Source organism: Candidatus Aramenus sp. CH1, assembly GCA_022678445.1.
Lineage (GTDB): Archaea > Thermoproteota > Thermoprotei_A > Sulfolobales > Sulfolobaceae > Aramenus.
This window is the reverse complement of sequence record JALBWU010000001.1, coordinates 168,613-194,256: the sequence shown is the minus strand read 5'-3', so window position 1 is coordinate 194,256 and position 25,644 is coordinate 168,613. Positions and strand designations below refer to the sequence as shown.

The window sequence follows — 25,644 nt, the reverse complement described above, 5'->3', positions numbered from 1 at the left end:
ATGAAGGACTCTCTCGTCGTCCACGGCGAAAGAGATTCAGTTCAAAAGCCTAAAGGTGAGTTGCGTCAATTGACCTTGGCGTAAACGCGTTGGCTACTGTCGTTGTTGAGAACTTACTGTTCTCTTTTACCTCTCTTTTACCGCGGTTCAGCAGTGAAGAGCGAACTTCTATTTTCAGGAGAGGATCGCCGAACTCGACAAGTTGAAGAGCTAGGCTGAGAAGGTTCAAGAACAAGAAGCTAGGGAAGAAGTGTTGATGGAGAGGGAAAGAGTATTTGCAAAGTTGTACCGTAGGCTTCTTCATTTACAGAACTTTAGCCTTTCACTTGGCTAAGTCCTTGTGGTCTTTGGCGTCTCCACAGTTTACTTGGGCTATCCATATCTTATCGCTCAAGATAAGGGTAACAAGTTTACTGTGAACATTTGGTCTTATCATAAGTTAATAAACGCGTTAGTGAACAAACTCCACGAGTACGGCGTAAAGACGTACCTAGTTGTTGAGTACAATACCTCGCGGCTCTGCGCTTTCCATGATGTTAAGGTTGACAGAAATCCAAGGGATGTCGTTAACTTCACAGCGACGTCAACAGTGCGTTAAACATTATAATAAGGAAGATTGTCAACGCTTTGGCTCTTTCCTTTCTCTTCACATCACGGAGTATTTCCCTTAAGGGGGAGTAACGCTCAAGACCTATGCAGAACCCTCGCAGGGCAGGGAGTAGGTCAGATGTAATGCGTCAAAATGTCGAAAGAGAAGGCCCATTATAAGTACGGCGACTATATTATACGCCAGATTAGAGGTAAGTATTATGCGTACAGACTAGAGAACGTGGACGGTGAGGTGAAGGAAACTTACGTCGTCCCCTTAATCGACGCCATCGAGACGTACATCAAATTGAAAAATAGCAACTGGAGTGTGGGGGCGTCCCCCACAGTGCGACCGCCGGGATTTGAACCCGGGATCACTGGCTTGGAAGGCCAGCGTCCTACCAGGCTAGACTACGGCCGCACTTAGAGTTGTTATATAAGTAAGGTTAAAAAGCTTACTAGGTGAAGGAGTGTCTTCGATAAAGTGCGTTTTTGTGTTGAAATGTGTAAACTTAATTACAGATCTTTATTTAATGTTAGAACCCAAGTTTCATAAGTACTACGTTCACAATTAGCGTAAGCTTCGATATAGTCTTTTCTGGGCTTTCATTTATTTTCTAAAAAGTTTTTAGGTAGATTACCATATCACCATGAAAATCTAAATTTTATACTTTTATACTCGATTTAACGTAGCTATAATTACGTCAGAACGAACTATATCTGGCGTTAATTACTACTATCTAAGCCTGAAGTTTGTTCATTAACAGATAAATAAGAATATTTACAAGTTTAAATCTACGGTCTATAATGCTCATAATAAACAAGTACCTCCCCATACCCAAGCAAACGGACTCCGAGTTTTGGACGCCAGAGAGAATAGACCACATTAGGAACTTGGCCCTAACAGGTAAGCCCTATAAGGTATTAGAGAACAGGAGGAACTCGCTGAGGATACTGGATAGGGTGGAGTTCTTAACGGACAGGAAGGACGTCTCTGAGTCTCCAAGGGCTATAACGAGGACAAGCTTTTCCGGGATTGACATGGCAGTACCCCTTTACTTGGGCGACATGTCCTACGGTGCCCTAAGTGGGAACCCCAACATAGCAATAGCTAGGGCGGCGGACATCACGGGGACTTTAGCGGGAACCGGTGAAGGGGGGCTTCACCCCGAGGTGGCTAAGCACAAGAGGATATTTGTGCAGTGGGCCTCGGCAAGGTTCGGAGTTGACATAGACGTCCTCAACGCTGGGATGGGGATCGTCATAAAGATAGGGCAGGGGGCTAAGCCCGGAATTGGAGGTCACCTCCCCGGGAGCAAAGTGACGGAGCCCATCTCGAAGACGAGGAGGATTCCCGTCGGGATGGACGCAATCTCACCGGCCCCTCACCACGACATTTACTCCATAGAGGACTTGGGACAGAGGATAGAGGCGTTGAAGGAGGCCACTGGAAAGCCCGTGTTCGTGAAGGTGGCGGCAACGAACTACATACCTTACGTGGTGTCCGGGATAGCCAGGATGGGTGCAGATGGGGTAATAGTAGACGGCCACGGCGCTGGGACCGGGGCAACTCCAGTGGTAATAAGGGACAACCTAGGCATACCCATAGAGCTAGCTGTGGCCTCAGCCGATTCCGTGCTCAGGGAACAGGGGCTTAGGGAGAAGTTCACAATCATCGCAGCTGGGAGGGTGGCTGACGCAACTGACGCCGCCAAACTGTTCGCCCTAGGAGCAGACGTAGTAAGCGTGGGTACGGCGGCGCTAGTAGCGATGGGTTGCGTAATGGTGCACAAGTGCCACATTGGGTCTTGTCCCACTGCCCTCACCAACAAGATTGACGGCACTAGGGAAATGGACGTAGAGTTCGGGACTAAGGCACTCGTCAACTTCATCAACGGCTTCAAGCTCGAGTTGGCCAACGTGTTGGACAACTTGGGCCTTAACGACGTCAACGAACTAAAGGGGAAGAGGGATCTGCTTTACGGCTACGGCCTTTCCAGGGACGTGTTGGACATCTTGGGCATTAAGGGCGAGAGCGAGGAGCTAAACCCCAAGCTGGGGGAGCTATGGAATAAGAGGAGGAGGTTTGAGCTCCACGAGCTCGTGAACAAGGGAGACCCAGTTATAACCAGCATGGGGAGCACTTCGCCCCCAGAGGTTGAGAAGCCGGCGAGGATAATAGACTGGCTCAGGACGGACGGGGCCCAAGTGACGAGGCCCTCCATAGACCCCTATAGGGAGGACATAGATACCAGTTTCCTCCTGGACAAGGGGAGGATCTACCTATCCCTTCCCGTGATAATAGACATCACAGACGCACCAGAGGACGTTAAAAGGGCCTTCTCGTGGGCAGCTCTAGCCACGAGCGCCCTGGTGTTCGACGAGCGCGCCATGTCGCCATATGAGGAGGTCTACATGAGCTCAGACGGAAAGGGGATAGCTAGGTGGAGCAGGATCCCGGAGAGAGGGAGCTATTACCTTGGCAGTACGCTTACCGAGGTCAAGGTATCAGGCTACATCCTCGACGAGGACAGCCTAGACGAGGACTTAGAGATAGCAGTCTCTGACATGGACACCAAGTTAAAGGAGACGGGGATAAGGAACCAGTTCGACGTCATAGCCAAGGCCTCGAGGATCAGGGGTGCAGGGGACGTGTTTAAGCTAGTACTTCTGGGAGCAGACGCGGTCATAGTGCCCTATAAGCTCTTGGAGATCGCAATAGGGGAAGGCAACAGGGGGAACTTGAAGGAGAAGGCGTTTAACTTCATCATTGGCACAAGGAAGGAGATAGCCCTGTTGGCGGGGGCGGCTGGGGTCTTCAGCGTCCAGTCAAGCGTCACCGGGAACAGGGAACTCCTGAGGGCAGTTAACTTAAACTCCTACATAGCGAGGAGGATAAGGGTAAGGCAGGCTGGTTCCTTATGATCTCTCCGTCTGGTTGTGGAGTATTTGGCGTACTTAGGAAGCCGAACGCCCCCAAGGTAGAGGGTAAGAAGGTAGTGGAAGCAATAGACCTAGTGAGGTTCAGGGGTAGCGATAAGGGGGCGGGCTTCGCCGTCTTCAACCTCAGGGAAGGCAACACGTACGTGGTCAAGGTGTTTTACGATGGAGACAAGGAAGAGCTAAAGAGGATCATGGAGGACAACGGGATTAAGGTTGTCAGCGAGTCTGCCACCTACGGCGAGCTCTGCGACTGCAGGTTCGAGATAACCTTGGGGAACATAGTGCAGTTGAAGAAGCTGACGAGGAACTTAAACGAGACCCTTTGGGAGAAGAGGAAGGGGAGGGTCTACAGCGTCGGGAAGGGGTTGGACGTCTTCAAGGGAGTCGGGTACCCCAAGGACATAGCCAACGCGTATGAAGTGGAGAAGTACTCTGGGGACATGTGGCTAGCGCACACGAGGCAACCAACCAACTCCCCAGGCCACTTCCCCTACTGGTCTCACCCCTTCTCCACCTTTGACGTTGCCATAGTTCACAACGGCGACGTGAGCTCCTTCGGGGCCAACGTGGAGTTCCTGACCTCAAGGGGTTGGGGGGGCTTCGTGGGGACGGACAGCGAGGTAATGGCCTTCCTCTTCGAGGAGCTGGTCTCAGAGGGTCTCTCCGTCGAAGAGGCAGTGAAGGTGATGATGAACCCCTCTAGGAAGTCCGGGCTACTCCTGCCAGAGGAGGACTACATGTACCGCAACGCCAGACTTGACGGGCCTTTCACTGCCATCATAGGCTACAACTCGGGGGACGACCTATACATGGTAGGGATAGCGGACAGGTCAAAGTTTAGGCCAGTGATAATTGGGGAAGACGAGCGCTATTACTACATAGCGAGCGAGGAGAGCCAAATAAGGCTGTTGAGCAGGAACGCAAGGGTCTGGACCCTATCTCCCGGGTCTTACTTTATAGCGTCGTTAAAGAAAGGAGTAATAAGTTACGGGAGGACTGCGGAGGAGCTTGAGAGCTTCTCCCCGCCCCCCACATTTACGACGAACGACTACGACGTAGACGCGTCCAGCGTGGGATACAAGGACCTCAACAGGGAGATAATGAAATTGGACAAGAAAGAAGTAAAGGTAATCAACGTGATGTCGCACAGGTTTATAGGCATCTCCTTCCCTAGGGCTGGGAAGGTCGTGAGGTTATACGGAGTCGTGGGAAACGTGTTGGCCAACTTGAACGAGAACAACGAGTTCTACGTCTACGGCAACGTGGCCGACGACTGTTGCGACACCATGCACGGGGGCAAGGTCGTCATCTACGGGGACGCTAGGGACGTCCTAGGTCAAGCCCTTCAGGGCGGAAAGGTATTCGTAAAGGGTAACGCGGGAAACAGGGTTGGGATACAGATGAGGGAGTACCAGAACAAGAGGCCTTACTTACTCATCGGTGGTAGGGTGGACGATTACCTGGGGGAGTACATGGCGGGCGGAGTGATCGTGGTGTTCAACAACACCAGGTCCTCGCCTACGGGGAACTACGTGGGCAGCGGAATGGTGGGAGGCAGGATATACGTCAGGGGGAGGCTAGACCCAGGAAGGTTGGGCCTACAGCCAAACAAGGTGGAAGTGGTAAAGTTGCTTAAAGCGTTACTGTTGGACAACTTGATAACGGAAAAGGAAATGGATGAGCTAAGAGACCTACCTTACATTGAGCTAATGGATAAGCTCCAAGGCGATGCTAAGATGTTTGCCAAGAAGATGTTCGAGGAAAAGGTCGGCATCCCCACCTACGAGTACAGGGAACTTACGGAGGAAGAAGTAAAGGAATTGCTCCCCGTAGTGTCCGAGTACGACAGAGACCTAGGGACGAAATACGTTGATTTCTTGGGTGAGAAGTTCACCGTAGTGAGGCCCAGGAAGGACTAAGACGTTTTTAGCTATGTTAAATGGAGACTCTAACGCGGCTTTCCTTAGAGAGTCCCTAAACTATGAAGGGGTCGCTTTCTCGCGTTGCACGTCTTCTTAAGAAAACTCGAAGTGTAGAATGAGAGTTTAGCCTCGCCCGTGAGGGCGAGGTTTTGGCGGTCCAAAACACGGACCCGCCGGGATTCGAACCCGGGACCCTCGGCTTTCTTCGCCGGTTAGAAGGCCGGCGCTCTGTCCTGGCTGAGCTACGGGTCCACAAATATCATGACTCCTAGCTAAAATAAGGTTAACTCTTTCCTAGTTTTTACTCGTACTCTCTCCAGACCTTTCCGCACCTAGTACACTTGTAGAACCTTGTGGCGGGCTCGTCGGCGCTTCTCGTCTGCAGGATCCAGAAGTACGCCTCGTCGTTCTTGCAACTTGGACAAGTTACACCCCTGATGATCTGGGTTCCAGCGGGCATTGGCACGTCCTCCAGCACGAGGGTCTTTTCCTTTTCGCTGTGCTTGATCTTGGTGGTTATCTTAGCTGTCTCCTTAGCCTCCTCCTCGTAACCGCACTTTACGCACTTATACACGGATCTCCCGTTAGACTTACGGGGTACCATCATGGAGTTGCACTTCGGGCAGAACTTCACGACAGGTCACCGAGACAATAGAGTAACTTACGTCAAGGCTTTATTTATTTTTTCCGTTAATTTGTCTAGAATCATCCTGCACGCCTCTTCCAGTTCTCCCTTGTACTCCACTCCAACTCCAAAGTTACTAGCATTTATTTCCTCCTTTAGCTTTCCTAGCCTACTTAACGCCTCTTCCACGTCCTTTCCCAGCACGAAGTGCTCTAGAAACTGTCCCCTGAAGACGCAAATGCAGGAAAACTTGCCATTACTTGAAAGGATACCTACCCTTGTCTCCCTTTTCATACTGTCCTTATCTCTTGGTCGAACTTGGCTGAGGTCTCCTTGGCCTTCTCTATGGCGTTTATTATGGCTTCCTTGGGCTCTATTGAGCCATCAGTCATTATCTTTAGTATTATTGAGTCTACTAGTGGATGCGGCTGGTAGTAGGAAGCAAAGGTAACTCCCTTTACTCTCCTCAAGTACCCCGCGACTAGGTTGCCTAGAGTGTGGTCCTCTCCCTTGATTTCAATCTCCATATAGGTGTTTGAGGACTTAATTACCCTGATTTCCAACTTTCTTCACCATGTAGTTCCCGAGTTTCCTCCTCTCTATATTCCCACAGTTAGGACACCTTAAATGCTCATCGTCCTGCTTTACAAGAACTGCGCCGCATATGGAGCACTGGGCGTACACCACTCCAAGGTCCTTTCCCTTTATGGTAAGCGATAAGGGTATGTAGTAGGTCATGGGCCTTGCCCTTATGATGTCTCCAGCTTTCACGTAGTCGGTGATCTTCTCTATGAACTTGTTGGAAATTTGGGAAACGTGGAGGAACCCAGACAGGGAGGGGCTAATGAACTTCTCCTCCACGCTGTTTATGGACACAATCGCTGAGTCCTCCCTTACCCCCACTACGACTCCGTACACGTACCTAGCCTTCTTTAGGGTAGAGAGGAGGGGCTTCTTCAGCGTTAGGACGTTGCTCCTCCTGTTTATCATGTCGTAGAACACCTTGCCGAGGGCTGAGGACCTCACCTGTCCGTCGACCTCGTAGGTGTTCTCGCCAGGGGTGAACTCCTCTATTACCGCCAACTCTTCTCCTGGAAAAACAAACTCGTTCTGCTTCCTCATTTTTACCACGGAAATATATATGGTTCTAACTTGTTTAATATTATCATTTTCGCTTCCCCTGGGGTCAAGACGGGTTTCTCATAATTGTACAAGTCGTCTATGGGCAGTCTGGGACACGAGGTGACTACGTATGCGTCTATGTTGCTCCTGTCTATGTTCCTCAGCACATCTACGTTTAGTACCTTGTTGGTTACCACGTACACCGTGTTGCCCATCTCCCTGAGCCTCTTCTCAAGGTACTTCACCATTAAAGGTCTGTTTTGCCCCACCTTTACGCCTTGAATTATCACCCAAGTCCTAGCGTCCATTGCCTTCATTATCTTGGAATACCTCACCCTCAGGATCCTGTTTACCTCTTGGGTCAAGTCCTCGACCTTGTTAGTATACGGGTCGAGCTTTAACGTGGGCTTTAAGGTGGAAAGTCCAAGGCCTAGGGCGTGGAACACTCCCCCTGATACGTTTACGTAGACGTCTGCTTCCACGTTAGCGGCCTTGTAGTCGCATCCAAGTACTTGTCCAGGGTGCATGAAAGGGCTTGAAGGGTTACCTATTACAACTTCAAATCCATCTAACTTGTACCTTATTTTGTCGAGGAGCTTATAGTGCTGTATGGTGGAGGTTAGGGAGACTTTTTTTGTCCCATATTCCCTAAGCTTGTTCTTCAACTGTTTTACAGCCTCCTCGTCCACGTCTAGGTTGCTTTCTGCCTCAATGAAAAGGGTGGGGAACTTCGGGTAGTACCACGTATAGGGGGTGTGGCCAAAGTGCACTATTAGATCTACTCCAACTATCCTTGCCTCGTCTTCAGCTACGTCGCAAGCCCCCCAGCTTGGCTCTCCGGAGATGACGAACTCGACTTCTGGGAGCCTTCTATTTAAGGACTCTACGGCGTCAGTGGAGAAGGGCTTAAGGCCCTCCGGAAACTGAAGGAGAACCCTTTTAGCATTTCTTTTCCGGATCTCTTGCACTATTCTCTCGTAGTCAAAAAAATAGCTCACTGGGTTTGAGCACCCGCGTTGTGTTGAGCCTTTTGTATGGGCTCTACGACTATTTGAGTGTCAAGAGGAAGTTTAGACATGGCCACCTTGAACGCCTTCTTTGCGGCCTCTAGGTGTTCCTTCTTCACCTTGGCTAGCATTAACGTCTCTCCCAGTCTCTCGATCCTGACAGCTGTCCCAATGGGCTTTCCAAAGGACAGCCTCATGCCGTCCTGTAGCCTGTCCGCTCCTGCGAAGGCCATCATCTTGTTCTCCCTAATTACGTGATGCGGGTACTTAAGTACCCATATGAAGAAGTCTGTCTCATTCCCTACTGCCTTGGAGATCTGCTTAACCACAATTACCCTAGCCGCTTCAAGCGCGTTATGCCTTATCTGACCAACCTGCTTGGTCACGAGCTTTACCATGTAATCGTATTCCTTATTTGGGTCGCCCATTGTGAACTTGGTTATCTTTGGTCCAGGGACTCCCGGTATGTACTCCTTTCTAGTATAGGCCGGTCCAGAGAAGTGCCTATAGCATCTTCCAGGTCTTAGTGGCATAATGTAGTGTTATTCCGGGAGTATTTAAAATTTGGTTGTGTGGGCCTTTAGTCCTAGCTTGTTACGAGACTTTGTCAGGGACAACACCATTTCGAGGCGAGGGTCCCCCTAGCTACGGTGAACCTCTTTTTCGTTTCACTCCCCCGCCCGAAGCACTAGAGGCCACCCCACCAATTACCTTTTCGACTAGATCCATGTGGGATATTATCTCGTCAGCGGTGTTCCTTAAAGTGAGCACGTCTTTAGGGGTATTCACGTCCATCTCTATTTCCACGGTAACCTTTCCCTCGCCTTCCTTTACGCTTATCTTCATCGACCTTGGTAGGTCGACGTTGTCTGGTAAAATGGCCTTGACTATCTCCGCGGAGTTAGGGGAGACGTACTCTATCCTAATCCTTGATATCAACCTTAATCAGTCCCTCCTCTGGTGATTCCAAAAAGTACTTAGAGGAGTAATATTCGTTCCCCAGCTTTATTACTACTGGCTTGACGGGTTTGCCCTCTACTTGTTGTGCGACGATGGAGAGGAGCATGGGCGAAGGAAGGCTGGTCTCCACGACGTAGAATTTCCCCTTCTGGTATACTTGGCCCACGGTGAACCCCTTTGCCAGCCTCTCCCTCGTCTTCTCAACCAAGATTTCCAAGACGGAAGGGGTTAGGGCTAGTTGTACAAGTGCCTTACTGCCCACATTGTCTAGGAAGAACGAGACTGCCATGGCCACCTCGGTCAGGTCGTAACCCATGTAGAATACCTTATCTGAGATAACGTCGTCTCTAGTTGCCTTCGGGTTGAGCTTCATAACCAACGTCATGATCTTGTAGAGTAGAGTGTTGAGATGGGACTCACCTAGTTCCCCGAGCTTAGTGGTCTCATCGAGACCTATCTCTTTCACGAGGCTTATGGAGTTCTCCCTGCTCCCCGTCACTCCCTGGAGGTAGGGATCAATTGAGAGCATTAGCGACAGGAAGAGGGGAAGTTCGTTGTAGGAGGGTATCTTGAGGTTTTTCTCGAGGCTTACCCCAAAGTCCTTAGCCATTTCCACTACTCCTAACTCCCACTCCGTCAGCCTCCTCCTCTCCAGCATTACGCTAGAGTATACTCCGGCCAACATTGATGGTAGGTCGTCCTTGCCCAATGGCAAAGTTGACGAGAAAGAGGAGTTGCCTATGTATACTTCCACGCCCCTATGGGATATCCACCTGTCCCTGCCCCTCTGTATAAGCTTTGTCTCGCAGTTTTCAGTAAAGGAGATGAAGAAGTCCCCCTTAAAGTACTTCATTATGACCCCCGAAAACAGTATGGCGTCGGGAGTGTAAGGGATGCTTAAACAGAGGTCGCGTTCAGCGTAAAGGGATTCAATGAGCTTAAGGGCGTCCTGTGGACTAGGGTCCCTTATAAAGTTCTCCATATTTCTTAATTTTATCTAGTTCGTTTTTAAGCTCATCAAGGTTGATTTCGCCTATGAAGACAAAGCCCATGAGGAACTCCACAAAGCCGAGAATTGCGACGTCGATGACGTAGTGGGAAGGAAGGTAAAAGGAAAGTGCTATCTCTGAGACTCCAGCTGCACCAGGTATGGGGAACAGAAATGCAATGAAAAACGTCGTGTTTATTATCACGTCCTCAAGGACGTTCGGCCTTATAAGATAAAAGGGCGATGACTGGACCAAGTAGCCTAAGGCAGTTAAAAAGTAAAAATATATTGAGTTCGTGAAGTTTATCCTGTCCTTCATTGCCTTTTTCCCTGTCTCAAAGATGAAATGATATTTCTCGAATCCAGCCAGCTTAATTATCGCCTGCTCTATTTTCACTGCCTTGTTTGCGGTGAAGAAGACATATGTGATCCCAGAAAGCCAGCCAATCAGGTTTCCTACAGCGTAAAGTACGTATATTATCTCTATATAGATGTATTTCACGGGGATGAAGTAAAGGAGGACAAGGAACATAGCTGTCCCAGTGGTCACGTCAAAGTAGCCCTCCAAGATTGAAAGCGAGAACGCCCTAACCAAGTCTACCCCTTGCTTGTTGTAAATCAACGCCCTAGTCAACTCCTGTCCAACCCACCCAGGAATAAGGAGGCTTACTGCGTTACCCAATAGCCTCGCCTTAAACGCGTTGAAGAAGGACACTCCTACCAGTTTCCTATCCCTAAAGGCTATTATGGCAACTTGCCCCAGGTAAGAAAGGAGGAAAGCCAAGATCAACTGCGGGGACATCGTCCTTGCTGTTTCGAGAACGTTTACTTTGAGGACTACCGTGTAGACTACAATTGCAAGGACTGGAAGTAGGGCCGCTACGATATATTTCAGTTTCACAATTATTTACTTAGTGGTTTTCTTATAACACTTTTCTCCATAGCAAAGGAGTACTCCATCGCCTACCTTGTAGACTTCCACGTCCCCTGAACTGTACGTCAATGTGCCTGAAACTCTAGGATACCTGAACAGTCCACACGAAGTGAACTTGTAGTTGAGGTATCTGTACTCGTGGAGGGAGCACGCCTCGCACTTGGGATTCCTGCTCATTTTTACCCTCTCCATCGACAAGTTGGACATGTCAAGGATTATCATTTCGTCGTCCTCTTTCCCTCTTAAGTAGTTGATGAGGAGTTGGATCTGTACGGAAGCTATGGCGTCTACAGTAGCTATAGTGGTGCCAATGGTCTCGCAGGCGTTGGGGGAGTCCACTGGCTCCAAGAAGCACGAGAGGCAGGCCGTTTTCCCAGGGACGACCAGCTTGGCAGAAGCGTACTCCCCTCCGACCCCTGCGTATATGAGGGGTACGTTGTTCTTAACGCACGCGTCGTTTAGGATCAGCCTGTAGTTTACGTTGTCTAACGCGTCGAATACTACGTCTTTGCCCCTGACCAGCTCCTCTACGTTTTCCGCGTCAACCACGTCTACTACAGCGTTTACCTTAACCTCCCTGTTTACCTTGGACAAGTAGTCCTTGCACGCTAAAGCCTTTGGCCTCATTACGTCCTCCTCGGTGAATATCCTTGTCCTGTGCAGATTAGACAACTCTACAACGTCTGCGTCAACCACTGTTATCTCCTTTACCCCAAGCCTTACCAACATGTCCGAGAGAGTACTGCCTAAAGCGCCGCATCCCACAACAAGGACCTTAAGGGACGAAATCCTCTGTTGTACTTCTAAACCAAGGGCCAGCAGCTGCCTAGAGTAACGTTCCATGAGAAATAATGAAAGCTTAAAAAATAAGAGTTATTCTATACCTAGGGGTAAAATGCAACACCAATGGGTGGAAGTGATGGAACTCCAATATCAATAGAGGAACTAAACAAGTTAAGGGAAAAGGCAGAAAGGGCAAGGAAGAACGTCATTAGGATGCAGTTCTACGACCAGTCTCTTCACGTCGGTTCCTCGTTAAGTAGCATAGAGATACTCACTACTCTTCTCTTCAAATACATAAGGGACGGGAAAGACCCAGTAAACAGGGACTGGTTAATACTCAGCAAGGGACACGCTGCTCCCGCCCTGTACGCTGTTCTCCACGAGAAGGGGCTAATCCCAGAGGAAGAGCTGTGGAAGATACAGAGCATAAACGGCCTTCTCCAGGGGCACCCTGAGATCTTCATCCCTGGAGTGGACATGTCGACGGGTAGTTTAGGGCAAGGGCTAAGCTTCGGCGTTGGCGTCGCTACCGGCATAAAGATGAATAAGGGCACTGGAAGAGTGTTCGTAATAATGGGGGACGGGGAGCAGGACGAAGGAGAGATCTGGGAAGCAATGACGCATGCAGTTGCGAGGAAGCTTGACAACATAGTTGCGTTCATAGAGCTAAACGGTTACCAGTTGGACGCTTCGACGGAGGAAGTGAAGCCAAAGGGATACCTCAAGGACGTATGGAAGGCAGTGGGGTGGGAAGTCTTCTCGTGCGATGGGCACGACATAATGAGCTTAGTGAACACCGTTGAAGAAGCTCTCAAGGCAAGGAAACCAGTTGTAATATTCGCCAAAACGCTTAGAGGTAAGGGCTTCACGCCCATAGAGAACACCAAGAAGCAGAGGGCGAGTCCTAATGTTGCAAGGGAGTACCTTATCAATTCGTGAGGCCTTCGGAAAGACGCTCGTAAAGCTAGGCGAAGAGGACCCAGAGCTGGTAGTGATAACTGCGGACGTTGGCGACTCGACCAGGGCGTCCTACTTCAAGGAGAAGTTCCCAGACAGGTACTTTAACGTTGGTATATCGGAGCAAGACATGGTTAACTTCGCCGCTGGGCTATCGGCAGTAGGCAAAAATCCTGCTGTAGTGGACTTTGCGATGTTCACGATGAGGGCGTGGGAGCAGATAAGGAACACCATAAGTAGGATGAACATGAACGTGAAGATCTTCGTGACCCACTCGGGCTACAGCGACAGTGGAGATGGCTCGAGTCACCAGGCCCTTGAGGATATAGCGCTAATGAGGACATTGACCAACTTCAAGGTTATCGTGCCTGCAGACCCAGCAGACGTTATAAGGAGTTTGCCAGTGGTGATTAAGGAAAGAGGTCCTACCTACTACAGAATGGGAAGGGAGTACTCTCCTCCAATAACTAACGAGATGGACTACAAGTTCGAAATAGGGAAGGCCTACGTGTTGAGGGACGGCGACGACTTAGCCATAATGGGAGCGGGAGTGGTGCTTTGGGACGCGCTCAGGGCTGCAGAGGAGCTAGAAAAGATGGGGATAAGCGTGGCTGTGATAAACCTAGAGACAATCAAGCCAATCGACGAAGCTACCATAGAGTACTACGCTAGGAAGACAGGAAGGATCCTCACAATTGAGGAGCACATGATATACGGGGGCATAGGTTCAGCAGTGGCCGAGGTAGTAGTAAACAAGTACCCTGTTCCAATGAGATTCGTTGGGGCTACGACGTTTGGGAGGTCAGCGAGGAGCCAGAGGGAACTCCTGGACTACTACGGCATAAACTCGCAGACCTTGGTCAAAAAAGCGCTAGAGTTGATGAAATGAAAGAGTTAGAGGAACTCAGGAGGCAAATAGACTCTATAGATGAGAAAATAGTGGAACTCTTAGCACAGAGAATGAGGATAGTGTCGCACGTAGGGAACGTTAAAAGGCGTTTGAACCAGCCTCTGACTGACGAGAAGAGAGAAGAGCAAGTGAGACTAAGGTGGATGTCGTTAGCGCAGAAGAACGGGCTTCCTGAGACAATGGTGGACTCCTTACTGAACTTAATTTTCTTGTACTCTAAGATATTCGAGATAAACCCAAGTTTTTTGAAGAAGGTCGTGGTTGTGGGATACGGGGGAATGGCAAGGTCTCTTGTTTCCCTGTTTAAGCTTTCCTCCCAGGAGGTTGTAGTCACTGGGAGGGACTCTTACAAGGCGGAGAAGCTCGCGAAGGAATTTGGTTACGCGTATATGAATCCAGCTCAAGCGTCTCGGTGGGGGGAGTTCGTAATCTTGGCCCTTCCTCCTTCCGGAGTCCTATCGGACTTCGTGAAGGGGCTTTTCCTCCACTTTTCTGGAAAGGTGGTTATGGACATATCCTCCTCCAAGCAGGCAGTTTACGCCTACTTGGAGAAGGCGTCTTCGGAGCACGGATTCAGCTTCGTCTCAGTACACCCTCTCTTTGGCCCCTACCTATATCCAGTAGGGGAGAAAATAGCCGTGATCCCCTCCAAGACGACGAAGGACGTAGACGAGGTAGTAGAGTTCTGGAGGAACTGCGGGCTAGTACCAGTGAAGACTACTTTGGAGGCTCACGAGAAGGCTATGGCCCTCGTCCAAGTCCTCCCCCACTTTTACATGATGGGTTTAAGTAGGAGCTTGGAGAAGCTCAGAAAGGAGTTCGACGTGGACTTCACCCAGTTCGAGACCACAAACTTCAGGGAAATATACAAGGTGGTGAAGAGGGTGAACGAGCTGAAGAGCGTAATTCTGGAAATCCAGGAAATGAACCCCTTCTCACGTGAAGTGAGGAAGGCTGGAATGGACGAGTTAGAGAATCTATTTCACGAGTTGGACGGTGAAAAGAAATGATCTTGTTTGTATTAAAAGATAGGAAAGACTACTCGACTTTAAAGGAAAAACTACAGGGGTCTTCTGCCTCCTACAAGTTCCTTAACCTCTACGGCAAGAACCTGTTACTAGCGTGGCCAGACAGCGAGGCGGAAAAGATAAGCGACGAGAGCGTTGAGGTAGCCGTAAAGACCAAGAGGTCATATGTGCTGGCAAGCAACGAGTGGAAGAAGGAACCTACTAGAGTTAAGGTTAAGGACGTAGAGGTAGGGGGAGAGAAAGTAATAGTGGCTGCAGGGCCTTGTGCAGTGGAGAGCGAGGAACAAGTGCTCACCGTAGCCAAGGCAGTAAAGAGGGCAGGGGCGTCGCTATTGAGGGGTGGAGCCTACAAGCCCAGGACGAGTCCCTATTCTTTTCAAGGCTTGGGAGAGGAAGGCGTCAAGATACTGAGGAGGGTAGGGGACGAGGTAGATCTACCAGTAGTAACGGAGATCATGGACACGAGGGACTCCGAGGTGTTTAAGAAGTACGTGGACATGGTCCAAATAGGTGCCAGGAACGCCCAGAACTTCTCCTTACTAAAAGAAGTCGCATCCCTTGGAAAGCCAGTTCTTCTAAAGAGAGGATTGGCCAACACTGTGGAGGAGTGGTTACAGGCTGCCGAGTACTTACTTTACGGAGGTAACGGCAACGTCGTACTATGTGAGAGGGGCATAAGGACTTTCGAGAAGGCCACTAGGTTTACGCTAGACGTCGGAGGAATGGTAGCCGCCAAGGTCATGACGCACCTCCCCATATGTGCCGACCCCAGCCACCCAGCCGGAAAGAGGGAGCTAGTACACTCCTTGGCGTTGGCCTCAGTGGCGGCTGGAGCTGACATGCTTCTAATCGAAGTCCACCCAAACCCGGAGAAGGCTTTGAGCGACTCGGAGCAACAGCTAACCCCGGAATCCTTTGAGGTGTTAATGAACAGGATAAAGGCCCTCGCGTCTGCCCTAGGTAGGTCTGCATGAGGTCTTTTCAAGAACAGATATGCTGTTCCCAAGTAGACGTGGTAATAGGCAAGGACTATGCGGAGGAGGTAAACTCCATAAACGGCAGGAAGGCAGTTGTTTTTTCCAAGAACCTCAAGCTTGAAGGGTTAGAGGCAGACCTCCTTATTCCCTTGGACGACGGGGAACAAGCAAAGGACTTGAGCACGGTACTTTCGATAGTCAGGGAAATGTTCGAGAAGGGCTTTGACAGAGGCGATTACGTAATAGCAGTTGGCGGAGGTACCGTTCTTGACGTGGTCGGGTTCGCCTCCTCCATTTACTTAAGGGGCCTAAAGCTGGTCAACGTCCCCACGACGTTCCTGGGGATGGTCGACGCTGGGATAGGCGGAAAGACGGGAGTGAACTTCCAGGGGATAAAGAACGTCCTGGGCACATTCTACCAGCCATCGAAGATAGTGATAGACCTAAAGTTCCTGCGCACCCTCCCAATTGAGGAGCTAAAGAAGGGAATGGCGGAGGTAATAAAGTACTCCTTGACTCTCGACAAAGAGCTCTACGACTACCTCTCTCTAAACAAGGACAGGGTGATGGCAAAGGATGAGGACTCCCTAGAGGAGGTAGTTTACCATTCCGTCAAGGACAAGCTCGACGTCGTGAAGCATGACGAAAGGGAAGAGAAGGGGGTAAGGATAGTGCTAAACTTCGGCCATACCATAGGCCACGCAATAGAGGCCGGTTCTGACTTCAAGGTACCTCACGGCTATGCTATTTCAGTGGGCATGGTGTGCGAGGCTAAGATAGCAGAGGAGATGGGGTACTCCGAGGAGGGGGTAGTGGAGGACGTGATATGGCTCCTACAGCTTTACGACCTCCCAATCTCAGTAGACCAGCTGGGGCAAAATGTTTCCCTGGAGAAGGCGCTAAAGGCCATAGGGAAGGACAAGAAGGTCAGGGGAAGCACGGTGATGATGCCCTTCCCTACCAGGATTGGAGACTGGAAGAGGGTCGACGTTCCACTGGAGACCTTGAGGGGGTTCGCGGAGCAGTGCTTGAAGTAGACTATAACACGAAGCTTTACGGCGTGATAGGGAGGAAGATAAGCTACACTCTCTCCCCCGCTATTCACAATTACTGCTTCAGCGTTATGGGCGTAAACGCGGTCTACTTGGCCTTTGACCTGGAAGAGGACAAAGTGGATAGAGCGATCCCAGGCCTACTGGAGGTAGGTGCGGGGTTTAACGTTACCATACCCTATAAGGAGAAAGTGATGGAGTTCCTAGATAAGCTGGACGACACAGCGGAAAAGGTCGGGGCAGTGAACACGATCAAGGGAAAGGTGGGCTACAACACTGACTACTTGGCGTTGAAGGAGATACTCAGGAGGTACGGTTATTTCGACACCTTGGTCTTTGGGGCAGGAGGGGCCTCGAGGGCGATAGCGGTCGCTGTTGCGGAGGAGGGGGTCAACCTCTACATATACGACAGGACTAGGGAGAAGGGGGAGAGGCTAGCCTCCTACTTAAGGGAAAAGGGCTTCAAGGCCTCATATGTAGACCACTGCAACCTCAGTTACGAGATAATAGTTAACGCCACTCCCGACCCGTCCTTCCCACCGGACCAGTGTATCAAGGGTAAGTTGGCCATAGACTTTGTCTATACGCCCGTTATGACGTCTTTCCTCACTAGGGCTAAGGAAAAGGGAATGGCCACAGCGGACGGGCTAGAGATACTCGTGGGACAGGCGTTGGAGGCCCAGAAAATCTGGCTAGGCAAGAGCGCTAATAAGGACGAAGTGGTGAAATACCTATATGCCAGGAAACTCGTTCGGTAAACTGTTTAGGGTTACCACCTTTGGGGAGAGCCACGGTCCCGCCGTGGGGGCAGTGATAGACGGGGTCCCTGCTGGCTTACCCTTGGGCAAGGAAGACATAGAGTTCGAGCTCTCGTTCAGGAGGCCCGGGAGGTTCTTGGTCTCAGGGAGGAGGGAGAAGGACGAGCCTGAGATACTTAGCGGGATATTTGAGGGGAGGACTACCGGGGCGCCAATAGCAGTGATAGTGAGGAACACTGACGTTATCTCCTCCCTTTACGAGGAAATAAGGCACAAGCCTAGGCCAGGCCACGCCGACCTGCCGTTCATCGTGAGGTACGGCTACGAGAACTGGGACTACAGGGGCGGGGGGAGGTCTAGCGCGAGGGAGACTGTGGGGAGGGTCATAGCCTCAGCCATAGCAAAGAAGCTGTTGATGTTGACTGACACGATAGTAGCTGGGCACTTAAGGAGTATAGGGGACGTGGAGCTTAATGAAGAGCCCACCTTCGAGGAGGTACTCTGCTCCAAGTACAGCCCCGTTAGGGCAGCAAAGAAGAGCCTAGAGGAGAAGTTCACGGAGCTGGTAATGAGGGCTCACCAATCAGGGGACAGCTACGGCGGAGTTGCAGAGGTAGTGGTAAAGAACCCACCAGCTGGGCTAGGAGAGCCCGTCTTCGACAAGATAAAGGCAGACCTAGCTAAGGCGATAATGTCTATCCCTGCAGCGGTGGGTTTTGAGTACGGCCTAGGCTTTAAGTTGGCCAGGATGAGAGGAAGCGAGGCCAACGACGAGATAGTGCTTAAGGAAGGGAAGTTGGGGTGGAAGAGGAACGTGGCTGGAGGTATCTTGGGAGGGATAACGAACGGCGAGCCAATAGTAGTTAGGTGCGCTTTCAAGCCTACTAGTTCGATAAGGATACCGCAGAAGACAGTTGACCTCAACACAATGGAGGAGGCAGAGATCTCAGTGAAGGGAAGGCACGACCCCGTGGTGGCCATAAGGGGGGTAGCGGTGGTTGAGGCTATGGTCTCCCTAGTCCTAGTAGACCACGCCATTAGGTCTGGAGTAATACCCCCTGTCAAGCTTGGCAAGGAACAGGCTAAGGTGATCCAAGAAAGGTGGGAGAGGTATAAAGCGATATGCAGACCTACGGAGGAGTCTCGGTAGTAAACGCAATACCCTCTTGGTACGGCTCCTCTATGGCAGTAGACCTCAAAGTGGAGGTAACGGTAGAGGAGGGCGAGGAAATAGGGGAACAGAGCGTACTCGTCAAGACTATCGTGGATTACTTTAGGCAGAAGTACAACTTGCCTAGGCTAAAGGTCAAGATCCACTCCGAGATCCCACAGATGAGCGGCTTAAAGAGCAGTAGTGCCGTTTCCACTGCCCTAATAGGCGAAATAGCGAGGAAGTACGGCATAGACGTGGACGTGCCCAAGCTTTCCGCCATACTTTCCATCAAGGCAGGGGTGTCGGTGACCGGGGCCCTCGACGACGCAGTGGCCGCGTATCACGGCGGGGTGTCCTTCACATACAACAAGGATTTCAAGGTCATTAAGAAGCAGAGTCCCCCAAACGGGCTAGTTGTGCTCGTCCTAGCCAGGGGCAATAGGCAGAGAGTTGACCCCAATTCCCTAAAAAAGTACAGCGCGTTGTTCCAGGAGATATTTAAGGTGGCTTTAAGCGACGTCATTACGGCAATGAGGTTGAACGGGGTGGCAGTGGCAGAGATCTTGGGCTACGAGAGGGAGCCTATCCTTGAGGCCATGAGGACAGGTGCGTTGGCATACGGGGTCTCTGGAAACGGCCCATCGATGTTTGCCGTGACAAAGGAGGGAGAAGAGGGACCAGTCTACGAAAGGTTAAGTAAGTACGGGAAAGTAACTATAACTAGGGCTGTCGAGCTTGAGAGCAGAGATTGAGAAGTCGCTAATACAAGGGGAGGTCAAGGCCCCCCAGTCTAAGAGCTTTGCCATAAGGCTAGCGTTTCTTTCCCTGCTTACTGAAGTCAAGACTAACTTCTGGGAGTCTGAGGACATAAAGAGGGCACTCGACGCCGTTAACGCATTGAAGAGGGGGAAGGAGCACATTTACGTCGGAGGCTCTGCAACTACGCTCAGGATGTTGATACCCATTGCCTTAGCCCTAAAGAGGAGGGTCACTATCGACGGCGACGAGACCCTGAGGAAGAGGCCAATAAGCGCAATAGTTAAGGCGCTGAAAAGGGCTAGCTTCTCGTCCAATACGTTGCCTGTGACAGTATACGGAGAGCTAGAGGACGAGACAGTCATTGAGGGGAGCGAAAGTAGCCAGTACGTATCTGGGCTCATACTTGCATATGCCCTCCTAGGGAGGGGAAGGATCGTGGTGTTGCCCCCCATTTCGTCTAAAAGCTACATACTCATGACTATGGACCTCGTCAACAAGCTAGGGGGAATGGTGAAGATGGAGGGTAACGTAATTGAGGTAGAGGCGGGCAAACTAAACCCCTTTGAGGGAGAAGTCCCAGGGGACTACCTACTCGCCTCCTTTTACGGCATAGCTTCCCTTACAACTGGGGGTAGGGTAGTTATCCACAACTTGTACGAACCGCCTAAGTACTTTGGGGATCACTCCATAGTGGACGTGCTAAGGGACATGGGAGCAAGAAGCTTTTATCAAGACGGCAAGTGGGTGTTGGAGGGCTCCGGGTCGTACTCGTCAATAGACCTTGAGCTCGACGATTCCCCAGACATGGCCCCCTCGATCGCAGCCTTAGCCTCAGTTGCAATCGGCGTCAGCGTTTTAAGGAATGTGGAGAGATTGAGGATAAAGGAGAGCGATAGAGTCTCCACCATAATAGAGGGGCTAAGAGCCTTCGGAGTAGAGGCCTACTACGCTGAAGGGAGCATATACATTCGCGGTGCTAACCCGAGGAGGGGATACGTGCTGTGCCCTAACGACCACAGGATAGCAATGATGGCCGCTGACATAGCTACGCGTTCCGGAGGGGTAATAGAGGGAGCAGAGTGCGTTAAGAAGAGCAATCCCTACTTCTGGGACGACTTAAGGGCACTAGGAGGGAAGGTGAGGCTTTCGTGAAGACTTACGTAGTCGCAGCCTTGCCTGTTTACAAGGTGGAAGACGTGAAGCTAGTAGAAGCCGTGGAGGCCGACTTTGTGGAGCTAAGGCTAGACTACATGGGTAGGTTGGAAGTAGACCTCGACTTCTTGGAGAGGTTTAAGGACAAGCTGATACTGACAATCAGGGACGTGAGAGAGGGAGGAGTAAAGGAGATCCAGGACGAGGAGAAGGAGGCCTTCCTGCGCGAACTCCACAGGAGGGGGTTCCTCTACGACGTTGAGGCATCTTTCCTGGAAAGGAGAAGGGTAGAGTACATAGGGAAAATAGTATCAGCCCACTACTTTAACTCAGTGCCGAGCGTCGACGAGCTGGAAAAGACGTACGAAAAGTACAAGGAGGCCTTCGTTGTCAAGTTCGCTGTCGTGGGAAGGGGAAACTACAAGGGCGTCTTGGCCTCGATGCTCAAGTACGATAACGTCGCTGTGATGCCCATGGGAGTGCCTCCGTTGGAGAGGATAGCCTTCAGTATCTTGGGCTCGAGGTTGGTATACGGCTACGTTAAGGAACCAACTGCCCCCGGCCAGATGCACTACAAGGCGCTTCTTGAGATCTTGAAGATCCTACGAAATTATTAGATACTCCCCGTCCTCTTTGACGCTGTAGACCTTTAGGGGCTCTTTAGCTGGCCCCTTCCTTGGTTTGCCGTCCTTAACAGAAAAGTGGGAGAAGTGGCATTGGCATACGAGCTCTTCCCTAATCAAGACGCCGTACTTGTAGAGGTCGCACTTCAAGTGTGGGCACTTGTTATCGAAGGCAAGGTACCTACCAGCCCCGAGGTAAATTAAAAGAATCTCTTGGCCTCCCTCTACTACCTTTACCTTCTCTCCCACCTTTACTTCAGGCTTTCTCACCCTTATCATGTGCCTTTCTATTTAATGCTCTGGGCAACACTAAATAAACGCATAAGTCGCCGCACATTGTGCACGACCCTCCTGTGAAGTTCTTGTACTGGGAGTATATCTTGATAGCCCTTTCCTTGTCGAAGGTGAGTTCGAACATCTTGCCCCAATTGAGGGAAGCCCTCGCTCTGCTCATCTCTGTGTCCTTTCTCCTTGCCTTCTCTCCTAGCTTAACTACGTCCCCAGCGTGGGCAGCTATCTTAAAGGCTATCAGCCCTTCCTTTACCTGCTCGGGGTTGGGAAGGGATAGATGCTCAGCAGGAGTCAAGTAGCACAGCATGTCGGCCCCGCTCATTGCCGCTATGGCGCCTCCTATCGCCCCAGCTATGTGGTCGTACCCAGCCGCTACATCAGTTGGGAGGATTCCCAACACGTAATAAGGTACACCCCCAGTTAGCTCCTTCTCCAGTTTTACGTCCATTGCTATGTGGTCCAAGGGCATGTGCCCTGGACCCTCTATCATTACTTGAACTCCTCTCTCTATTGCCCTTTTTGCGAGCCTTGCGTTGACTAACAGTTCACCCACTTGAAGCTCGTCGTGGGCGTCGTCTATGCCTCCTGGCCTAAGGGCGTCTCCGAGGCTCAGGGTTACGTCGTATTCCTTCGCCAACTCCAAAAGGTAGTCGAAGTTTGAGTAGAGGGGGTTCTCCTTGTCGTTGTATATTGACCAAGCAGCCATTATCGTCCCTCCCCTGCTCACTACGCCAGCGGTCCTCTTTATTTCCGCGGCCTTTTTGGCCAGCTCAAAGGTGATCCCAGTGTGAACCGTCACGAAGTCTACGCCGTCTCTGAAGTGCTTCTCTATGACGTTAAACAAGTCGTCTTCTGTGAAGTCAATTACGTACTTTCTCTTGGCCACCATCTCGTAGTACACTTGGTAAATTGGGACAGTCCCTACTGGCATCATCGCCCTCTTGAGCACGAGACTCCTCATGTAGTCTATGTCTCCCCCGTCGGTCAAGTCCATGATGGCGTCCGCCCCGTACTTGTTTGCGATCTCCACCTTCTTCATCTCCTCCTCTACGTCGTAGTGGTCGGTGGAAGCCCCTATGTTCACGTTTACCTTAGTGGACAGGCCTTCCCCCAGTGCAGTGTACCTCTCCAGCTTCCTGGCAACGTTTTTGAGTATTACCGCCTTTCCCTTTGCCACCTTGTCCCTTATCTTGTTTGGGTCTTCGTCCTCTACTTTGGCTATTATCTTCATCTCCTCCGTTACGTTACCGCTCCTCGCTTCTGTTATTTGAGTCATTATTATAAGCCAATTATAAACCGGCTTATATCCCTTGCTCTCCCACCATGGCCCACGGAGGGAAAAGGTTTTATAATGTTAAAATAGCATATTATCTTTAGAAGAGGTGTAGTAGAGAATGTCTAATGTGAGAGAAATAACGAGGTCGAAGGTGGACTATAGGATAGTCCAGATAGCTGAAAACTCTCCAAGCACCGAAGTTAGAGCTACTGTAATCCTTGAGGTACCCCCATCAGAGGAGGTAGTGAGGGAGATATCACAGCTGGTAAACGTCGAGAAGGTCTTCAACTTCATGTTCACCGTTAAGGTAAGGGGGAAGGCCAGGGAAGTTGTAAAGCTGTCAGAGAAGCCCTTCGTTAAGTATATAATGATGGACGAGATTGTTGTGAAGACAGAAGAGTGGATCTAAGGCACTGGCAGAGAGCGATCAAGGACAAGGTGGTCGAACACCTTAAAAACGGGTTTTTAGTAGCCCTTCAAGCTCCTACCGGGAGCGGAAAGACCCTATTTTCCCTTTTAGTTTCTTTTGATGTCAAGCCCAGAGTTCTCTTCGTAGTGAGGACTCACAATGAGTTTTTCCCAGTGTACAGGGAGGCCAAGAGGCTGGGCAAGACGTTTTCCTTCTTAGTGGGAAAGACCACTGCTTGCCCCTTTTCAGACGGGAACGCGGATCCAGAGGACATTAAGTGTTCCTCGTGCGACATATTCGCCCCAGCAAAGGTGGAGGTAAGCGACACTCCCTTTAACTTCCTTAGGAGACTCAAGAAGGAAGGAGTGGAGAAGGGATTTTGCCCGTATTACTCCTTGCTGGAGAACTTGGGCGAATCTGAAGTAGTCGCAGTGACTTACCCGTACTTGTTTCTGCCGTACTTAAGGGAGGGACTGGGGCTCGACTTGAGGGAGTTTGCAGTTGTAGTAGACGAGGCACATAACCTAGACTACTTGAACGACTTGGAGGAAAGGAAGCTGACCCAGAACGTAATAAACATGGCAAAGCGCGAGGCTACATCAGAGGAGGCAAAGAAGGTCTTGGAGAAGGTTGAGGCTAACTTCAAGCAGGTGGTGAAGGCTGAGGAAAAGTACATCCTCGTGGAGGGGTTTTCTCCCCTGGAGGACTGGGAGCTAGAGGTCCTACAAGGGGAGTACGACAGGGTAAGGGAGGAGGCGATAAAGAGGAGGAAGGTGTCGAAGATACACTTGGGCTCAGTAATAAAGTTCTACAAGAGCGCTAAGCTCAACAAGGTGTTTTCCTACAGGGGGAGCCTAGTGTCGAAGCCTCTTACACCTTCCCAGTACCTTTCAGTTCTAAACGAGGACACCGCCTTCCTCCTCATGTCTGGGACGCTTCAGCCCCTAGAGTACATGAGGAAAGTAATGGGGATTACGAGGAAGGTTCTTTACGTCGACGCAGAAAAGGAGGTAAAGGAGAGGCTAACGGGTAGAGTGAATTGCCTCTTGGCCACGGACGTCACTTCCTCCTATCCCCTCAGGACAAAGGAGATGTGGAAAAGGTACGCCAGCTACGTGCTTAAGGTATTCTACTCCTCTAGGGGCAACGTCTTGGCGGTGTTTCCCAGCTACCAAGTAATGGAGGAGGTCATGGAATACGTCAAAGTGAGGAAGTTCGTGGAGGGGGATAGCTCAACTTTGGAGGAGTTAGAGGAAAAGGTCAAGGAAGGGAAAACGGTAATAGCAGTGGTAGCGAGGGGAAAGTTCTCCGAGGGAATAGAGCTCACGGAAAACGGGAAGAGCTTGATCTCAGACGTTGTCATAGCTGGGGTACCCTATCCCCCTGTGGACGACTACCTAAAGCTGAGGGCCCAAGAGGTCGCTAAGCACGGTGACGGAAGAGTGGAGGAACTCCTAGTTAAGATACCGGCCTCGATCTCCGTGAAACAGGCTATAGGCAGGGCCATCAGGAGCCCAGAGGACGAGGTAAACGTGTGGCTATTAGACAAGAGGTTCGAGAACGTCTGGTGGAAGATGAGGCTCAAGTGCTTCAACCCCGCTAAAGTTAAATTATAGCTGTTTGAAATTGTGTGGAAATGAAGGTAGAGATATTTACGCATAAAAACTGTACTGAGTGCAACCTACTAATTGAGTTCCTTGATCAACGTGGTCTATTGGGTAAAGTCCAGCTGATCGACACAGAGCTCTACCCGTTCCTCGCAATCGAGAGGGGAGTAATATCGACTCCTTCGGTCTTCATAGACGGCAAGCTCGTCTACGCGGGAACGGTAGACTTCGAGGAGCTCGCTAGGATACTGTCAGGGGAGCGCGTGAAAAAAGAGGTAAACAAGGAAGAGCTCGTCAACAAGCTCATGTACGGAATTGTGGACTCCTTCGCTGCTACCGCGTGGCTATACGTCAACAGGGACTTCGACTCCTTCATGGCCCAAAAGGACTTCCTGATGGCGGTGACCGGGTTAGTCCTAAGCGACAACGCCGAAGAGGAGTACAACTACTTGAGGAACGTCATGCTAAAGGAAGGCGAAAAGTACCTCGAGCAGTGGGAGGAAAAGATGATGAGGAACATCTCCAGCAACTTCGTGAGGGAGCTCTACTGGCTGTATAGGAGCAAGTTGCCCCTGGAGAGGGTCAAGTCCCTTTACCCAATCGAGGTGTTTGCCCACTGGCTCATGATAAGGGGAGCTAGCGTTGGGAGGGTAGGGGTCAGGATTTACCCACTAAGCGACGCTGAGGTAATGAAGAGGATACTTAAGGTCTACAACTTCATGCTGAGTAACTACGATGCCTTGTGGGAAAAAGTAGAGAAAGAACAGAAAAATTTAGAACAAAAGAATCTTGAGAGAAAATTGATTATCTAGTTAAGTTT

At 50.6% G+C, this 25,644-nt stretch carries 28 protein-coding genes, 2 tRNA genes and 1 pseudogene; 17 read left to right on the top strand and 14 right to left on the bottom strand.

Features of this window, described 5'->3' with window-relative positions; all coding sequences use genetic code 11:
* Positions 1-340: 340 nt before the first annotated feature.
* Positions 341-598: a transposase gene (locus tag MPF33_01055; protein ID MCI2413831.1), complete on the top strand. Its 258-nt coding sequence runs from the start codon at positions 341-343 to the stop codon at positions 596-598.
* Between the two features lie 144 nt (positions 599-742).
* Positions 743-904 (top strand): annotated as a pseudogene (locus tag MPF33_01050) (putative integrase).
* 31 nt (positions 905-935) lie between these two features.
* On the opposite strand, the gene MPF33_01045 reads toward MPF33_01050, so the two are convergent.
* Positions 936-1,009 (bottom strand) — tRNA-Gly (locus MPF33_01045).
* A gap of 386 nt (positions 1,010-1,395) precedes the next feature.
* Here MPF33_01045 and MPF33_01040 point away from each other — a divergent pair.
* Positions 1,396-3,513: a glutamate synthase-related protein gene (locus MPF33_01040; protein MCI2413830.1), complete on the top strand. Its 2,118-nt coding sequence runs from the start codon at positions 1,396-1,398 to the stop codon at positions 3,511-3,513.
* Complete coding sequence (locus tag MPF33_01035; GenBank protein MCI2413829.1) at positions 3,510-5,450, top strand: glutamate synthase; 1,941 nt, start codon at positions 3,510-3,512, stop codon at positions 5,448-5,450. Before MPF33_01040 ends, MPF33_01035 begins: the two co-directional genes overlap by 4 nt.
* A gap of 168 nt (positions 5,451-5,618) precedes the next feature.
* On the opposite strand, the gene MPF33_01030 is transcribed toward MPF33_01035, so the two are convergent.
* The 11 genes from MPF33_01030 to MPF33_00980 all read right to left on the bottom strand — a co-directional run bounded on the left by MPF33_01030 (position 5,619) and on the right by MPF33_00980 (position 11,932).
* Positions 5,619-5,705, bottom strand: a tRNA-Arg gene (locus MPF33_01030).
* 49 nt (positions 5,706-5,754) lie between these two features.
* Positions 5,755-6,087 carry a transcription factor S gene (locus tag MPF33_01025; GenBank protein ID MCI2413828.1) on the bottom strand — a complete coding sequence of 111 codons (333 nt, stop codon included), beginning with the start codon at positions 6,085-6,087 and terminating at the stop codon, positions 5,755-5,757.
* Positions 6,088-6,114: 27 nt separating this feature from the next.
* Positions 6,115-6,372 carry a hypothetical protein gene (locus MPF33_01020; GenBank protein MCI2413827.1) on the bottom strand — a complete coding sequence of 86 codons (258 nt, stop codon included), beginning with the start codon at positions 6,370-6,372 and terminating at the stop codon, positions 6,115-6,117.
* Complete coding sequence (locus MPF33_01015; protein ID MCI2413826.1) at positions 6,369-6,641, bottom strand: DNA-directed RNA polymerase subunit L; 273 nt, start codon at positions 6,639-6,641, stop codon at positions 6,369-6,371. Before MPF33_01015 ends, MPF33_01020 begins: the two co-directional genes overlap by 4 nt.
* On the bottom strand, positions 6,622-7,200 hold the full coding sequence (locus tag MPF33_01010) for an exosome complex RNA-binding protein Csl4 (protein MCI2413825.1): 579 nt from the start codon (positions 7,198-7,200) through the stop codon (positions 6,622-6,624). The genes MPF33_01015 and MPF33_01010 overlap by 20 nt, the downstream gene beginning before the upstream one ends.
* Positions 7,201-7,202: 2 nt before the next feature.
* Complete coding sequence (gene dph2, locus MPF33_01005; protein ID MCI2413824.1) at positions 7,203-8,198, bottom strand: diphthamide biosynthesis enzyme Dph2; 996 nt, start codon at positions 8,196-8,198, stop codon at positions 7,203-7,205.
* Positions 8,195-8,740: a 50S ribosomal protein L16 gene (locus MPF33_01000; protein MCI2413823.1), complete on the bottom strand. Its 546-nt coding sequence runs from the start codon at positions 8,738-8,740 to the stop codon at positions 8,195-8,197. The genes dph2 and MPF33_01000 overlap by 4 nt, the downstream gene beginning before the upstream one ends.
* A 112-nt stretch (positions 8,741-8,852) precedes the next feature.
* The gene (locus tag MPF33_00995; GenBank protein ID MCI2413822.1) at positions 8,853-9,146 is read right to left on the bottom strand and encodes a hypothetical protein; all 294 of its coding nucleotides are present in this window, start codon (positions 9,144-9,146) and stop codon (positions 8,853-8,855) included.
* On the bottom strand, positions 9,130-10,149 hold the full coding sequence (locus tag MPF33_00990) for a hypothetical protein (GenBank protein MCI2413821.1): 1,020 nt from the start codon (positions 10,147-10,149) through the stop codon (positions 9,130-9,132). The genes MPF33_00995 and MPF33_00990 overlap by 17 nt, the downstream gene beginning before the upstream one ends.
* Positions 10,124-11,056 carry a flippase-like domain-containing protein gene (locus MPF33_00985; GenBank protein MCI2413820.1) on the bottom strand — a complete coding sequence of 311 codons (933 nt, stop codon included), beginning with the start codon at positions 11,054-11,056 and terminating at the stop codon, positions 10,124-10,126. Before MPF33_00985 ends, MPF33_00990 begins: the two co-directional genes overlap by 26 nt.
* A 6-nt stretch (positions 11,057-11,062) precedes the next feature.
* A complete protein-coding gene (locus MPF33_00980; GenBank protein ID MCI2413819.1) occupies positions 11,063-11,932 on the bottom strand; it encodes a HesA/MoeB/ThiF family protein in 870 nt (289 codons plus the stop codon).
* A 63-nt stretch (positions 11,933-11,995) separates the two neighbouring features.
* Here MPF33_00980 and MPF33_00975 point away from each other — a divergent pair, with 63 nt between their 5' ends.
* The 10 genes from MPF33_00975 to MPF33_00930 are packed head-to-tail and all read left to right on the top strand — an operon-like array spanning position 11,996 to position 21,235.
* Positions 11,996-12,811, top strand: coding sequence for a transketolase (locus tag MPF33_00975; protein ID MCI2413818.1), 816 nt, complete (start codon positions 11,996-11,998; stop codon positions 12,809-12,811).
* A complete protein-coding gene (locus MPF33_00970) occupies positions 12,780-13,718 on the top strand; it encodes a transketolase family protein (protein MCI2413817.1) in 939 nt (312 codons plus the stop codon). Before MPF33_00975 ends, MPF33_00970 begins: the two co-directional genes overlap by 32 nt.
* Complete coding sequence (locus MPF33_00965) at positions 13,715-14,749, top strand: chorismate mutase (protein MCI2413816.1); 1,035 nt, start codon at positions 13,715-13,717, stop codon at positions 14,747-14,749. Before MPF33_00970 ends, MPF33_00965 begins: the two co-directional genes overlap by 4 nt.
* On the top strand, positions 14,746-15,741 hold the full coding sequence (aroF, locus tag MPF33_00960; GenBank protein MCI2413815.1) for a 3-deoxy-7-phosphoheptulonate synthase: 996 nt from the start codon (positions 14,746-14,748) through the stop codon (positions 15,739-15,741). The genes MPF33_00965 and aroF overlap by 4 nt, the downstream gene beginning before the upstream one ends.
* A complete protein-coding gene (gene aroB / locus MPF33_00955) occupies positions 15,738-16,781 on the top strand; it encodes a 3-dehydroquinate synthase (protein MCI2413814.1) in 1,044 nt (347 codons plus the stop codon). The genes aroF and aroB overlap by 4 nt, the downstream gene beginning before the upstream one ends.
* On the top strand, positions 16,769-17,554 hold the full coding sequence (locus tag MPF33_00950; protein MCI2413813.1) for a shikimate dehydrogenase: 786 nt from the start codon (positions 16,769-16,771) through the stop codon (positions 17,552-17,554). Before aroB ends, MPF33_00950 begins: the two co-directional genes overlap by 13 nt.
* Positions 17,532-18,704: a chorismate synthase gene (gene aroC, locus MPF33_00945; protein MCI2413812.1), complete on the top strand. Its 1,173-nt coding sequence runs from the start codon at positions 17,532-17,534 to the stop codon at positions 18,702-18,704. Before MPF33_00950 ends, aroC begins: the two co-directional genes overlap by 23 nt.
* On the top strand, positions 18,677-19,459 hold the full coding sequence (locus tag MPF33_00940) for a shikimate kinase (GenBank protein MCI2413811.1): 783 nt from the start codon (positions 18,677-18,679) through the stop codon (positions 19,457-19,459). Before aroC ends, MPF33_00940 begins: the two co-directional genes overlap by 28 nt.
* Positions 19,443-20,618, top strand: coding sequence for a 3-phosphoshikimate 1-carboxyvinyltransferase (locus MPF33_00935; GenBank protein MCI2413810.1), 1,176 nt, complete (start codon positions 19,443-19,445; stop codon positions 20,616-20,618). The genes MPF33_00940 and MPF33_00935 overlap by 17 nt, the downstream gene beginning before the upstream one ends.
* On the top strand, positions 20,615-21,235 hold the full coding sequence (locus MPF33_00930) for a type I 3-dehydroquinate dehydratase (protein MCI2413809.1): 621 nt from the start codon (positions 20,615-20,617) through the stop codon (positions 21,233-21,235). Before MPF33_00935 ends, MPF33_00930 begins: the two co-directional genes overlap by 4 nt.
* On the opposite strand, the gene MPF33_00925 is transcribed toward MPF33_00930, so the two are convergent.
* Entirely contained in the window at positions 21,221-21,520 is a 300-nt protein-coding gene (locus tag MPF33_00925; protein MCI2413808.1) for a Rieske (2Fe-2S) protein, read from the bottom strand. The two genes, MPF33_00930 and MPF33_00925, sit on opposite strands and share 15 nt — an antisense overlap.
* A complete protein-coding gene (thiC, locus tag MPF33_00920; GenBank protein ID MCI2413807.1) occupies positions 21,498-22,808 on the bottom strand; it encodes a phosphomethylpyrimidine synthase ThiC in 1,311 nt (436 codons plus the stop codon). Before thiC ends, MPF33_00925 begins: the two co-directional genes overlap by 23 nt.
* Before the next feature lie 118 nt (positions 22,809-22,926).
* Between thiC and MPF33_00915 the strand changes: the two genes are divergently transcribed.
* From MPF33_00915 to MPF33_00905, 3 genes are read left to right on the top strand one after another with little or no spacing between them, the layout of a single operon-like run.
* Entirely contained in the window at positions 22,927-23,217 is a 291-nt protein-coding gene (locus MPF33_00915) for a hypothetical protein (protein ID MCI2413806.1), read from the top strand.
* Positions 23,208-24,833: an ATP-dependent DNA helicase gene (locus tag MPF33_00910; protein MCI2413805.1), complete on the top strand. Its 1,626-nt coding sequence runs from the start codon at positions 23,208-23,210 to the stop codon at positions 24,831-24,833. Before MPF33_00915 ends, MPF33_00910 begins: the two co-directional genes overlap by 10 nt.
* Before the next feature lie 20 nt (positions 24,834-24,853).
* Positions 24,854-25,636, top strand: coding sequence for a thioredoxin family protein (locus tag MPF33_00905; GenBank protein MCI2413804.1), 783 nt, complete (start codon positions 24,854-24,856; stop codon positions 25,634-25,636).
* Positions 25,637-25,644 lie beyond the last annotated feature (8 nt).

Excerpts from the sequence above, each read along its gene's own strand:
- aroC (MCI2413812.1), top strand. The coding sequence starts at position 17,532 with ATGCCAGGAAACTCGTTCGGTAAACTGTTTAGGGTTACCACCTTTGGG.
- MPF33_00940 (MCI2413811.1), top strand. The coding sequence starts at position 18,677 with ATGCAGACCTACGGAGGAGTCTCGGTAGTAAACGCAATACCCTCTTGG.
- MPF33_00980 (MCI2413819.1), bottom strand. The coding sequence starts at position 11,932 with ATGGAACGTTACTCTAGGCAGCTGCTGGCCCTTGGTTTAGAAGTACAA.
- MPF33_01020 (MCI2413827.1), bottom strand. The coding sequence starts at position 6,372 with ATGAAAAGGGAGACAAGGGTAGGTATCCTTTCAAGTAATGGCAAGTTT.
- aroF (MCI2413815.1), top strand. The coding sequence starts at position 14,746 with ATGATCTTGTTTGTATTAAAAGATAGGAAAGACTACTCGACTTTAAAG.
- MPF33_01000 (MCI2413823.1), bottom strand. The coding sequence starts at position 8,740 with ATGCCACTAAGACCTGGAAGATGCTATAGGCACTTCTCTGGACCGGCC.
- MPF33_00925 (MCI2413808.1), bottom strand. The coding sequence starts at position 21,520 with ATGATAAGGGTGAGAAAGCCTGAAGTAAAGGTGGGAGAGAAGGTAAAG.
- MPF33_01035 (MCI2413829.1), top strand. The coding sequence starts at position 3,510 with ATGATCTCTCCGTCTGGTTGTGGAGTATTTGGCGTACTTAGGAAGCCG.
- MPF33_00915 (MCI2413806.1), top strand. The coding sequence starts at position 22,927 with ATGTCTAATGTGAGAGAAATAACGAGGTCGAAGGTGGACTATAGGATA.
- MPF33_00990 (MCI2413821.1), bottom strand. The coding sequence starts at position 10,149 with ATGGAGAACTTTATAAGGGACCCTAGTCCACAGGACGCCCTTAAGCTC.
- MPF33_01010 (MCI2413825.1), bottom strand. The coding sequence starts at position 7,200 with ATGAGGAAGCAGAACGAGTTTGTTTTTCCAGGAGAAGAGTTGGCGGTA.
- MPF33_00970 (MCI2413817.1), top strand. The coding sequence starts at position 12,780 with ATGTTGCAAGGGAGTACCTTATCAATTCGTGAGGCCTTCGGAAAGACG.
- MPF33_01040 (MCI2413830.1), top strand. The coding sequence starts at position 1,396 with ATGCTCATAATAAACAAGTACCTCCCCATACCCAAGCAAACGGACTCC.
- MPF33_00965 (MCI2413816.1), top strand. The coding sequence starts at position 13,715 with ATGAAAGAGTTAGAGGAACTCAGGAGGCAAATAGACTCTATAGATGAG.
- aroB (MCI2413814.1), top strand. The coding sequence starts at position 15,738 with ATGAGGTCTTTTCAAGAACAGATATGCTGTTCCCAAGTAGACGTGGTA.
- thiC (MCI2413807.1), bottom strand. The coding sequence starts at position 22,808 with ATGACTCAAATAACAGAAGCGAGGAGCGGTAACGTAACGGAGGAGATG.
- MPF33_00975 (MCI2413818.1), top strand. The coding sequence starts at position 11,996 with ATGGGTGGAAGTGATGGAACTCCAATATCAATAGAGGAACTAAACAAG.
- MPF33_00905 (MCI2413804.1), top strand. The coding sequence starts at position 24,854 with ATGAAGGTAGAGATATTTACGCATAAAAACTGTACTGAGTGCAACCTA.